This window comes from Clostridium sp. AF23-6LB, from assembly GCF_003461085.1.
Taxonomy (GTDB): domain Bacteria; phylum Bacillota; class Clostridia; order Lachnospirales; family Lachnospiraceae; genus Coprococcus; species Coprococcus ammoniilyticus.
In genome coordinates this window covers 92876-106094 of record NZ_QTWK01000004.1, presented here as the reverse complement: position 1 = coordinate 106094, position 13219 = coordinate 92876, and the positions used below count along the sequence as shown (strand labels likewise).

At 41.0% G+C, this 13219-nt stretch carries 6 protein-coding genes and 1 pseudogene; 6 read left to right on the top strand and 1 reads right to left on the bottom strand.

Going from position 1 to position 13219, the window contains the following annotated elements:
• The first annotated feature begins 35 nt into the window (after nt 1-35).
• From rplA to DWY07_RS09975, 4 genes are all read left to right on the top strand, one after another.
• The gene (gene rplA, locus DWY07_RS09990; protein ID WP_021943593.1) at nt 36-728 is read left to right on the top strand and encodes a 50S ribosomal protein L1; all 693 of its coding nucleotides are present in this window, start codon (nt 36-38) and stop codon (nt 726-728) included.
• A 216-nt stretch (nt 729-944) separates the two neighbouring features.
• Nucleotides 945-2270 carry a phenylacetate--CoA ligase gene (locus DWY07_RS09985; RefSeq protein WP_021943594.1) on the top strand — a complete coding sequence of 442 codons (1326 nt, stop codon included), beginning with the start codon at nt 945-947 and terminating at the stop codon, nt 2268-2270.
• A 430-nt stretch (nt 2271-2700) separates the two neighbouring features.
• Complete coding sequence (locus DWY07_RS09980) at nt 2701-4494, top strand: glycerophosphodiester phosphodiesterase family protein (RefSeq protein ID WP_181983907.1); 1794 nt, start codon at nt 2701-2703, stop codon at nt 4492-4494.
• A gap of 101 nt (nt 4495-4595) precedes the next feature.
• The gene (locus DWY07_RS09975; protein ID WP_021943596.1) at nt 4596-5627 is read left to right on the top strand and encodes a branched-chain amino acid aminotransferase; all 1032 of its coding nucleotides are present in this window, start codon (nt 4596-4598) and stop codon (nt 5625-5627) included.
• A gap of 78 nt (nt 5628-5705) precedes the next feature.
• Here DWY07_RS09975 and DWY07_RS09970 read toward each other — a convergent pair whose 3' ends face one another.
• Complete coding sequence (locus DWY07_RS09970; protein WP_117808715.1) at nt 5706-5960, bottom strand: helix-turn-helix transcriptional regulator; 255 nt, start codon at nt 5958-5960, stop codon at nt 5706-5708.
• Between the two features lie 420 nt (nt 5961-6380).
• Between DWY07_RS09970 and DWY07_RS09965 the strand changes: the two genes are divergently transcribed.
• Together DWY07_RS09965 and DWY07_RS09960 are read left to right on the top strand one after the other, a co-directional pair.
• Nucleotides 6381-10883 (top strand): chitobiase/beta-hexosaminidase C-terminal domain-containing protein, encoded by a 4503-nt coding sequence (locus DWY07_RS09965; protein WP_117822938.1) that lies wholly within the window; start codon nt 6381-6383, stop codon nt 10881-10883.
• A 157-nt stretch (nt 10884-11040) separates the two neighbouring features.
• Nucleotides 11041-13200: pseudogene (locus tag DWY07_RS09960) on the top strand (ABC transporter ATP-binding protein); the annotation flags it as partial.
• Nucleotides 13201-13219: the final 19 nt, after the last annotated feature.

Genomic DNA, 13219 nt, shown 5'->3' with positions numbered 1-13219 from the left:
AGGGTCGCTCCCGATAAGACCACAGGAGGTTTATAATGAAGAAGAGTAAGAAATATATAGATGCAAGCAAGCTCTATGACAAAACAGCCGTTTACGAATTCGAAGAGGCAGTTGCTTTGGTAAAGAAGATGGCTACAGCTAAATTTGATGAGACAATCGAAGCTCACTTAAGACTGGGCGTTGATGGACGTCATGCAGATCAGCAGGTACGTGGTGCAGTTGTATTACCTCATGGAACAGGTAAGACAGTTAAGGTTCTCGTATTCGCTAAGGGAGATAAGGTAGACGAAGCTCTTGCTGCCGGTGCTGATTACGCAGGTGGTGAGGAATTAGTTCCAAAGATCCAGAAAGACGGATGGTTAGATTTCGATGTTGTTGTAGCTACACCTGATATGATGGGTGTTGTTGGACGTCTTGGTCGTGTACTTGGACCTAAGGGCTTAATGCCAAACCCTAAGGCTGGTACAGTTACAATGGACGTAACAAAAGCAGTTAATGATATCAAAGCTGGTAAGATAGAGTACAGACTTGATAAAGCCAATATTATCCATGTGCCAGTGGGAAAAGCTTCCTTTACAGAGGAACAGTTAGACGAAAACTTCCAGACCTTAATGGATGCTATTGTAAAAGCAAAGCCATCAGCTGCTAAGGGACAGTACCTTAAGAGCGTTGTAATTGCTTCAACAATGGGTCCTGGTGTAAAGATTAACACAACAAGATTTGCGTAAATCTTATATACCAATATATTGACAGAACGACCATCATGCAGGACGCGCCTGTGTGGTGGTCGTTTTGCACTATATGGAAAATCTTTAAGGGAAGGTAAAAACTTCCTTGACATATACAGGCTGCTCAGCTAAAATTTTTATGGGTAAACGCTTTAGTGTGGAAAAACATAAAAGCGAAAAAGTAAAGCCAAGATCAGACATGGAGGATAGTCACATATGAGACAGAAGAAGATTCATTACATCTATAACGATGCAATGGAATGTATGGATTTTGATGAAAGAAAAAAGCTTCAGGGAGAGAGACTGAGAGCTACCGTAGAGTTGGAATATAATAATGTTCCGGCTTACAGAAAGAGAATGGATGAAGCCGGAGTAAAACCGGAAGATATTAATGGAATTGAAGATATCGTAAAGCTTCCATTTACGCAGAAAACCGATTTGAGAGATAATTTCCCATATGGACTATTTGCTGCAGATCTTAAAGATATTGTACGTATTCAGGGTTCTTCAGGAACAACCGGAAAGCCGATCGTATCAGGATATACGGAAAATGATATTAAGGTATGGACAGAGATGGTTGCCAGAGCACTGACTGCTGCAGGCGGTACAAAGGATGATATCATTCAGATTGCTTATGGTTATGGTTTATTTACTGGCGGACTGGGGGCACATCAGGGTGCAACAGAGATTGGGGCTACAGTAATTCCAATGTCATCCGGTAATACACAGAGACAGATTATAATGATGAAAGAGCTTGGTGCTACGATGCTTTGCTGTACACCATCTTATGCAACATATCTGGCAGAAACCATCCATGAAATGGGAATCAAGCCGGAAGAATTAAAACTGAAATCCGGTTGTTTTGGTGCAGAGCCATGGACAGAGGAAATGAGACAGCATCTGGAAGATCTGCTTGATTTTGATGCACTCGATATCTATGGACTTACGGAGATCGGTGGTCCCGGTGTTGCATTTGAATGCATGGAAAAGCATGGTATGCATATCAATGAAGATCATGTGCTTGCAGAGATCATCGATCCGGTAACAGAAGAACCGCTTCCGGATGATACACCGGGTGAACTGGTATTTACTACACTGACCAAGACAGGTGCGCCTATGATCCGTTACAGAACACATGATATCTGTACTTTACATCACGGAACATGTGCTTGTGGAAGAACAACAGTTAAGATGAGCCGTATCACAGGACGTACCGATGATATGCTTGTTGTTCGTGGCGTCAATGTATTCCCAAGTCAGATTGAAGCTGTACTGATGGGTGTGAAAGAAGCATCTGCACATTATATGCTGGTAGTTGATCGTGTGAATTCACAGGATAAGCTTACTGTTCAGGTGGAATTAAAGGATGATGTTGATATAAACGATGCGGATAAGCTTGAGAAGCTGGCTGCATATATCAAGACACAGATCAAGCAGACTCTGCTGATCAGTGCCAAGGTAGAACTGCTTCCGCCGAAGTCTATTGCTCGTTCCGAGGGCAAGGCAAAGCGTATCACCGATAACCGAAACACCGGCTTCTAAACGAATGTGGCGGCATCCACGATAAATTTTATATCTTGAATATTATTTACACTATAAATGACTCACGGGGATTTCTATTCGCTGCATATGTCTGTTTCGTAAATGCTCCTGTGCCAACTCGTCCTTCGGACTCAGACAGGCACCCGTATTTACTGACAATATGCAGCTCATAACGAAATCCTTGCGAATGTCATATTATAGCGCAAATAATATTCTGAGATATTAAAATTTATTGTGGGTGCCTTTTTGTATAGTGCGTTACGGTAAGTACGATTAATTGTGTAGAACATTTCCCCGGTTTTTATATATCGTCAGAAGCCGGATGTGTTCGGTTGTCAGATTATTGTGGCAGAGAAGACTTGCAGATAGCTTCGGTTGTGCCTATAATATAAGCTATGAAATGAAACAGACAACCAGGAGGCAGACAGATATGAAAGCGGAATATATGCTCCGGATCAGATATTTTCTGGCACATAATAAAATAAAGGTGGTACTATGTCAGCTTGCTTTTCTACTGGTTTCGTCGTTTATTCTGGTTCCGGTTGTATTTCGTGGATTCTATCTGGCGATCAAATTGTCCGGATACAGTTCGATTACGAAAGAGAACTTCCTGGATGTCCTGATCAAGCCGGGATCTATTATTTATATATTGCTTCTTATTGTACTGCTCATGGTGTTCATGCTGTTGAACCTTACGATGTATATTGTATTGTTTGATGCATCACTCCGGCACAGCAGACATGGCTTGATTGAATATCTGGTACAGGTCGAGAAGCATTTCTTCCGTTTTTTTGGAAAAAGGAAGATTGTGCGTATTTTCTATATGCTTCCATTTTCATTTGCAGTATACATGCCGCCGTTTCTGATGGCGTTAAATAATAATACAGTCACAAAATACCTGTTGAAATTGTGTATTCGGGGAACTGGAAAGAAAGCATTTTGGATCGGATTTGCAGTGATCTATCTGATCTGTATCTGGGTTATGTCCGTAAAGATTCCATATATTCGGTTGCTGATCCTTGGAAATGTCGATGCATCGAAAGCAAAAGAGCAGACCCGGCTGACACGACGGGAAAGATTTCATCATTTTATGTTCCAGATGTTATGGGAATTGTTTATTGCATTATTCTGTGCGGTACTATATGCAGTATTTATTCTGGTAAGTGTTCTTGTTATCAAGGCAAAATCTGATGGCGACAATGTTCTGATACTGTTTTATGAAGTGTATAATCGTATAAACATCGTTGTCGGAGGGTTGCTGCTTTTTATCTGTGGTATGTTCAACATTTCTGCAGCATTACAGCTCGCACGACCAAAGATGCTTATGTATTATGTAGATAATGCTGATCTTAACAAGCAGACCCATTATGTACTGGTCAGTATGGTTGCTGTTGCCTGTGTATTGGCAATATATCTGAATGTCAGATTTTTGTCTGCAGGTACGACACCGACATACGCTTCCCTTGGGGCAACGTTGATCACCGCACACAGAGGTTCTAGCAGTGAAGCTCCGGAGAATACGATTCCTGCATTTGAAAAGGCAATCGAAGAAGGGGCAGATTATGTGGAAATGGATGTCCGGATGACTTCAGATGGGAAACTTGTGCTGATGCATGACCCATCAACCGAGCGGACGACAGGCGTTGATAAGCTGGTATGTGATACTACTTATGAGGAGCTGCAGCAATTGGATGCCGGAGCAGAATTTTCAGATGAATATGCCGGAACAAAGATTCCGACCTTACAGGAAGCAATCGATACCTGTAAAGGCAAGGTCATGATGAACATAGAACTGAAAACGGTCCGGAATGACGGAGAACTGGAAGCAAAGGTTGCTCAGGTGCTCAAAGAGAATAACATGGAAGAACAATGCATTGTTACATCTTTTAAGCAGCGGTCCCTTGTGCGGATCAAGAAGGATGATCCGGATATTGTGACAGGATATATATACAGCTTTGGTTACAGTAACCGGACAAATTATGAAGCAATGGATGTGTTAAGCATTGATGCCAGATATCTGACCAGACAGGTGGTAACCGGAGCACATAAAAAAGGTATTATGGTCTGCGCATGGACGGTAAATACCAGCAGCGAGATGCGTCGCATGATGGCAATTGGTGTGGATAATATCATCACGGACCGCGTACAGCTTGCAAAGAGAACCTTAAAGCATAAGGACAGTAATGCCATATCAGATATGGTAAAATATATATTTGAACAGTAAAAAAATTATCAATACTATAGAAATTGAGAAAAGAATGTGCTATAACAGAAGCTATGAATATTATTTTTTTTACGAAATAGAAACTGAAAGGATGAATAGTTATGGAGAAGAAAAATATTGACTGGTCAAGTATCGGTTTTGGTTATATCAAAACGGATAAAAGATATGTATCAAATTATAAGAATGGTGCATGGGATGAAGGAACATTAACAGATGATGCGAACGTTGTATTAAGTGAGTGCGCAGGTGTTCTTCAGTATGCCCAGACAGTATTTGAAGGATTAAAGGCATATACAACAGAAGATGGCAGAATCGTATGTTTCCGTCCTGATCTGAACGCAAGCAGAATGGCAGATTCAGCAAAGAGACTTGAGATGCCTGCATTCCCGGAAGATAGATTTGTAAAGGCAGTAGAAGAGACAGTAAGAGCAAATGCTGCTTATGTTCCACCTTATGGTTCAGGTGCAACTCTTTACATCAGACCATATATGTTTGGTTCAAATCCTGTAATCGGTGTTAAGCCGGCAGATGAGTATCAGTTCAGAATGTTCTGTACACCAGTAGGTCCTTATTTTAAGGGCGGTGCAAAGCCAATTACGATCAAGGTTTCAGATTTTGACCGTGCAGCACCTCATGGAACGGGTCATATCAAGGCTGGTTTGAACTATGCAATGAGCCTTCATGCAATTGTTACAGCTCATCAGGAAGGTTATGATGAGAACATGTACTTAGATGCAGCAACCAGAACAAAGGTAGAAGAGACAGGTGGAGCAAACTTCATCTTCGTAACAAAGGATGGAACAGTTGTAACCCCTAAGTCAAACAGTATCCTTCCATCAATCACAAGACGTTCACTTATGGTAGTTGCTGAGAAGTACCTCGGACTGAAAGTAGAGCACAGAGAAGTATACTTCGATGAGGTAAAAGATTTTGCAGAGTGTGGTCTGTGTGGTACAGCAGCCGTTATCTCACCAGTAGGTAAGATTGTTGATCATGGCAAAGAGATCTGCTTCCCAAGTGGAATGGAGAAGATGGGACCGGTTATCCAGAAGCTCTATGATACATTAACAGGTATCCAGATGGGTAGGATCGAAGCTCCGGAAGGATGGATCAAAGAGATCAAAGTAGACTAATTATTAGAATAGTTTCTATAAAGAAAGAAAAAAGATATGGCGTAAATTCCTCTGGTGGGATTTGCGTCATATCTTTTTTTAGGCATTTCCATGAAAATCCAGAAGCTCACGAACGTCTACCTCAAGCGCATCTGCAATATTAAACAGCAGATCCAGCGAAACGGATCGAACGATGTTAGGGGCTTCGACGGCGCCCAGATGTTGTCTTGAAATGTCCAGTTTTTCTGCAAGCTGTTCCTGGGTATAGCCCTTATGTTTGCGATAATACGAAATATTATACCCCAGTTCTATATATCGTTTATCATTATGAGTCGCTTCAGCGTGTTTGCTCATATAATCACCTCAACTATGTATTTTATGTAAATTTTTATAAAATATAAATTAGACGTAATATTACATATGATATTAGTTATACGACATATGCCATTTGAAAATATCCGGTTTCCGTTTTCAGGTTAATTATTAAGTCGGATAAAGACGGAAATTTACATAAATATTAAGTTTGTAATTAGCCATATGGTACAAAAATGCCCTTAAAAACAATAAAATGCGTATGTTTTATGTACATTTATACGAAAATGCCATGAAAATTGCTTTTAATCTTGATATTTAATATACGACAATATATACTTCTATATTGTGAAATGTCACAAAATAAATAACAAAGAAAAAGGATGCCATAAGGGATGGTATCCGGAAAATGAACTGTAAAAAAAGGAAGGAACAGTTCAGAATGAAGAATGGAGGTAAACTATGAAAAAGGATTTTTTCAAACGTGGAACAGCATTGGCGCTAAGTGCGGCAATGGCGATTAGTTTATTGCCGGTCATAAGCCCACTTTCAAAAGTTGACGCTGCGACAACTGAAACCGAAAAAACGATTACAGGTCTTGGTATAGCTGGAATTGGAAATCCATATGGATCTCATAATGGTGACAAGTTGAGTACAACAGCTTCCTGGAAGGGAAGTTATGTGTACTATGGTAAGTATGATGGGGAACCGATCAAGTATCGTGTATTAGATACAGAAAGCCGGTATTCATTTTCTACTGGTGCTTCCAGTATGCTGCTTCAGACAGATAAAGTGGTCGGACCGCAGGTATACTCCTATACTTTTGCAGGTAAGACGACATCTACAGAGCAGTATTCCTATGCTGACAGTTCATTAGTTAAATGGATGAATGAAACCGGTTATAAAAAAATGACCTGTTCCATTACAAATAAAGAGATGCCTTATTTTTTAAATGAATTTTCTTCAGTTGAATTGAATGGAATCCTGGCAAGTACAAAAGCATCAAAAAACAGCAGTGATGGCGGCTTAAATTTTGCTGCAGGCGGTTCTGAATATATATATACACCGTTAAATAAGGACAAGGTGTTTGCGCTTGATGCTTCCGAATACAGAAATACACATTATGGATATCCTGATACAGCGAACAAGGCAAAGCAGAGAGAACAGAATGTGAATAAAACACTGTATGGATATTTTATAAGATCTACTGCTAAGAATTCCGGACGCTCAGGTGCAATGGGTGTTCAGGTAAAAGATGGTGTTGAACTTTGCTTCCAGGGACCACTGGCATCTACACCGGCGTTTAACTTGAATAAAAATAATGTATTATTTACATCACTGGTATCCGGTACAGCCGGTCAATATGGAGCAGCATATAAGTTTACAATACTGGATTCGTCAATGGAGCTTTCTGTAGGAGGTTCTGTTGATCGAACCGGTAATGTTGTAACAGTGCCATATTCCGTGGCAGGAGAAGCGGGAAATCAGATATCATATCTGGTAACAGACAAAGCATATAACGCATCAGGTGTAAAAGTGCTTGCATATGGAAAAGCAGCAACAGCATCTATGGCAGGAGATGTAAGATTAAATCTTGCATCTATAGCAGCGAAGATTGGAAATAGCTGTACCGTTGATCGTTTAGTAAACAATTATAAAATTTATCTGGTTGTTGAAACAATAAGAAAGGATATAGCATCGACATCTGATATTGATGAGAGCCTGTTTACAGATTATGCAAGTAAGCCTGTTCAGGTATCTATTCCAAAAGCGGAAAATGAACCAGATGTAGATCCAGACGGTCCGATCATTGATCCGGATCCAAAGCCAAATCCAACAGAAAAATGGAAAGGAAATTATGTCTGGTTTGGTTCTTATAAGGGCGAACCATTAAAGTTCCGTGTACTTGATACAGATTCCGGAGCGGATTTTAATACTGGCAACAGTTATCTGCTTGAATATGATTCAACCATTAACCACAAATATAATAGTGAAGATACAAATAATAATGTATTTAAGAATGAATGGATGAATGATGACAGTATCGGTTTCCTGGAGACATTTACATCGGTAGAAAAGAGCACAATTGCATCCAGTACAAAGACAGGCGTATCTGCAACAGATGGTGCAGGACTTGCCGGTAAATTATCATATGAGGATAAAACACAGTTGAAGGATACCAAGGTTTTTGCATTGAGTGTGGGAGAGACTACGAATACCAGCTATGGATATCCGGATACGATCCAGGCTTCTATGCAGAGAGTAAAGGGAACCGGTTATAATTTAAGAAGTACTTATACTCCGATTAATTATCATATAGTGGGAAGTTATGTTACATCAGATGGACAATTGGACAATGTATACGATTTTCAATGTAGAACATCACCAGCTATGAACATCAACAAGGATGCAGTTCTGTTTACGAATCTTGTAGCAGGCAAGGCTGGAACTTATGGTGCAGAATATAAGCTGACACTTTTAGATGATGGAATGACAACAGCAGTTACAGAGACTCCTTCCATGTCTGGTAATGTGGTTACAATTCCGTATAAGATCAGTGGAACCAATAAGAAGAGTGTAAATCAGCTTTCATATCTTGTAACAGATAAGAATTATAATGCAAAGAATGCAAATATCTTGGCATATGGAAAGCTGGAGGATGTAGCAGCAGCTACATTGTCAGGCACAACAAAACTTGATCTTGCAGCAGTTGTTAACAAGATTGGCAAGGCTGGAATAACAACAGAAAATATTTTTGACAAATATAAAGTTTATATTGTTGCAGAAGAAATCAATGTGGATGATCTTACAACGGTGGGTATTGATGAAGGTTTATACACAAATTATGCAAGTGAGCCGACATCTGTTTCAAAGCCTGTTAATACATCCGATGAAAATCTGAAACGTGTAGAAACACCGACCGTAACAGTGTCATCGGACAAGAAGACATTTACTCTTGCTACAAAGACAGCAGGTGCAACCATTTATTACACAACAGATGGAAGTGATCCAGGCAGCAAGAATGGAACCAAGTATACAGGAGCATTGTCAGTTAAGGATAATGTAGGAAAGAAGATTACCATGATCGCTGTAAAATCTGGAATGAAGGACAGCTATATTGCGTACTTCACAGTGAAGGAGCAGCTGGATCCACCAGTGATCGTAATCAAACAGGTTGATAAGCCAACTGCAAAACTGACAGATGATAAGAGTGCAGTAATCCTTTCTACAACTACAGAGGGTGCAGATATCTATTATACAACAGACGGAACAACTCCAAGCAAGACACACGGTAAGAAATATATAGGACCATTTTCTGTACTAGGAGCAGATGGTAAGCAGATTAAAACAGTAAAGGCGGTTGGTGTTAAGGCTAACATGAAAGACAGTGATGTTCGGGAATATGCGGTAGAATCATTGGAGCCTGGCAAACCATTTGGAGGGGATGAAGCTCAGGTTGGAAAGCCATCCGTTAAGGCTTCCGATGATGGTACATCACTGATCATCACAGCAGATCCGAAGGATGCAGATATTTACTACACAACAGATGGATCAACACCAAGCAAGAAGAACGGAACCAAATATACAGGCCCAATTCCTGCAACAGATAAGAATGGAAAGACGATTGATACGATCAAGGTTATTGGTGTAAAAGATAACATGAAGGACAGTGATATTGCAACTGTCAAGGTAGCAGATCTGAAGACCCAGAAGCCAACGATCGCAGCAAGCAGTGACAAAAAGACAATTACTGTTTCAGCAGTAAAGGGTGCAACGATCTACTACACAACAGATGGAAGCACACCAAGCAAGAAGAATGGCAAGAAGTATACAGGACCGATTGATGCGGCTTCTGTTGCCGGTAAGACAATTAAGGCAATTGCAACTCTTCCGGGTAAGTTAAACAGTGATGTGGTATCGGCAGAAGTAAGCAAACTGATTCCGTCTACACCTGTAAATCCTGTTAAGGGACAGGTTGCAGCACCAACAGGAACACGTTCTAAGGATAACAATACATTTACCCTTGCAACAAAGACAGCAGGTGCAACGATCTACTATACAACAAATGGAAGTTACCCAACAACCAAGTATGGTACAAAGTATACAAAGCCATTCACAATTAAAAAGGATTCTGCAACTACGATCACAGCAATCGCAGTTAAGAATGGTATGGAAGACAGTGATGCAGTACAGTTTGTTGTAATCCGTCTTTCAGATGGAAAAGTAACCGTTAGGAAAGAAGAAGTAACACAGCCGGGACCAAAGCCAGGTACAAAAGAAGCCGATAAGTGGGTTTCAAGCGATAAGGTAGACAAGTATACCAAGGGACAGCTTACAGGCAGAGCTTCTGCTACAACAAGCAAGGTGACCTTACGTTGGGAACGTCTGAAAGAGGCTGATGGATACATCATCTACGGTAACTATTGCAATAAGAAGAATAAGATTTACAAATATAAGAAGATCAAGACTGTTTCTGCAAGTAAGTTAAAGGGTAAGAAGAACATTAGCTATACACTTACAAAGCTTGCAGGCGGTAAGAAGTTCAAGAAGAATACATTCTATAAATTTAAGGTTATTGCTTATAAGAATGTAAGAAATTCCAAGACTGGAAAGATAGAAAAGAGAATGATCGGCAAGTCCTTCCAGTTACATACAATAACTGCAACAAAGAAATACAAGTACAACAACCCGATCGGTGTTACTGTAAAGAACACAAAGGGTAAGACGGTTTCAAAGGTTACAGTTAAAAAGCGCAAATCCGTTTATCTTGATGCAACAGTCAAGATGGCTAAGAATAAGAAACTGAAAGTTCACTGTGAGAAGGTTCGTTGGATCTCAACAAATAGCAAGATCGCAACTGTTTCACAGGGAGGCAGAATCAAGGGTAAGAAGAAAGGTACATGTTATGTATATGCACTTGCTCAGAATGGTGCCCGTAAGAAACTGAAGATTACAGTAAAATAAAGCCCCAATATATAATGTATTAAATATACAAGGAGACTCGTCTGTCCAAGTTGGCAGGCGGGTCTTTTTTCATTCATTTTTTATGGGAATTTAATTGACTTTTATATAGGTAGTGATAGAATACCTCTACATGCGAAAATTATAGAGAGGTGAAACTATGCAGATAATTAAGAATTTGAAGCCATATTGGAAATCGGTTCTGATCATTGTTCTGTTATTGATCGTTCAGGCATATTGTGATCTGGCATTGCCGGATTATACGTCGAAGCTGATCGATACCGGTATCCAGAATTACGGCATTGATCATTGTAGTCCGTTGCAGATTCCGGAAAAAGCGTATACCATTATTAAAGGGTTTATGGATGAAGATGATGTGACGGTGTGGGAAAAGTATTATGAGCAGTCGGATGATGGCATATACCATATGACAGATGACGGCAAGGATCATATAGATGAGATCGATCAGGCGTGTATGGAGCCGATGATGATGTATTATTATCCATATACGATGGTGGATTCGGATGAAGATAATCAGTTAAAGCAGATGCTTGCAGCAAGCGGTATGACATTGGACGAGCTGCCGCCTGAGATGTGGAGTCAGATGGGAACGCAGATGAAGCAGATGATCGATTCCATGCGTGACAGTATGGGGGATGATATGATGATGTCATCTGCCATTACCTGTACAAGAACCTGTTATGACAGTATGGATTATAATTATAAGGATATCCAGATGTCCTATCTGAAACGTGTCGGTGTAGAGATGATTCTTATGACATTGTTAATGGTTGCATCGGCGATACTTACCGGTCTGGTAGCCGCAAGAGTAGCTGCAGGTGTGGGCTGTGATCTGCGAGAAAGCATTTTCAAACGGGTTATTTCATTCTCGGATGCAGAGATCAACCGGTTCTCGACTGCATCCCTGATCACGCGTTCGACAAATGACGTTCAACAGATCCAGATGGTTACGGTTATGCTGCTCCGTATGGTTTTATATGCACCGGTTCTGGCAGTTGGCGGTATCATAAAGGTTGTAGAGAGCGGCGCCAGCATGGGATGGGTGATCGTAGTTGCGGTAGCAGGCATCCTGGTTGTTCTCGGAGTGTTAATGGCGATTGCACTTCCAAAGTTCAAGATCATGCAGGATCTGGTTGACCGTGTTAATCTTGTGTCCAGAGAGATCCTGACCGGTATTCCGGTTATCCGGGCATTTGGCAGAGAGAAGTTCGAAGAAGAACGTTTTGATAAGGCGAATAAGGATCTGACAAAGACATCATTATTTGTAAACCGTGTAATGACATTTATGATGCCGGTTCTGATGTTTATTATGTATGCGGTTACGATCCTGATCGAGTGGGTTGCGGCTCACAGAATCGATTCGGGTGAGCTTCAGGTTGGATCCATGACAGCGTTTATTACTTATACGATGATGATCATTATGTCCTTCTTAATGATCGGTATGTTATCCGTTATGCTTCCAAGGGCAGGCGTGGCAGCAGACCGAATCAAGGAAGTTATTGATACAGAGAGTACGATCTGTGACAAGCCGGATTGTAAGAAGTTAGAAGCTGTAAAGGGTGTTGTCCGTTACGAACATGTAAGCTTCGCATATCCGGGAGCGGATGAAGATGTTCTGACAGATCTTGATTTTGAAGCAAGACCGGGCGAGACGACAGCGATCATAGGAAGTACCGGCTGTGGTAAATCTTCCCTGGTGCAGCTTATGCCAAGATTCTATGATGTCACAGGTGGTAAGATCACGATCGACGGAACGGATATCCGGGATGTATCAATTGAGAGTCTTCGGGAGAATATCGGTTATGTGCCGCAGAAGGGTGTGCTGTTCTCCGGCACGATCGCATCTAATATCCGGTTTGGTGCAGAGGATGCAAGCGATGAACAGATGAAGAAAGCGGCAGCGATCGCACAGGCAACAGATTTCATCGAGGAAAAGGATAAACAGTATGACAGCAGCATTTCGCAGGGTGGTACAAATGTTTCCGGCGGTCAGAAGCAGAGACTGGCGATTGCCAGAGCAGTAGCCCGGAATGCAAAGATCTATATATTTGATGACAGCTTCTCCGCTCTTGATTTCAAGACGGATGTAGCAGTCAGAAAAGCACTTCGTGAAGACATGACAGACAGTACGGTATTTATCGTTGCCCAGCGTGTCAGCACGATCTTGCATGCAGACCAGATACTGGTACTGGATGAGGGAAAGATCGTAGGCAAGGGTACACACAAAGAACTGATGGAGAATTGTCCGGTATATGAACAGATCGCCCGTTCGCAGTTATCTGAAAAAGAGATTGCGGCGAGCATAGCGTAAGAACTCA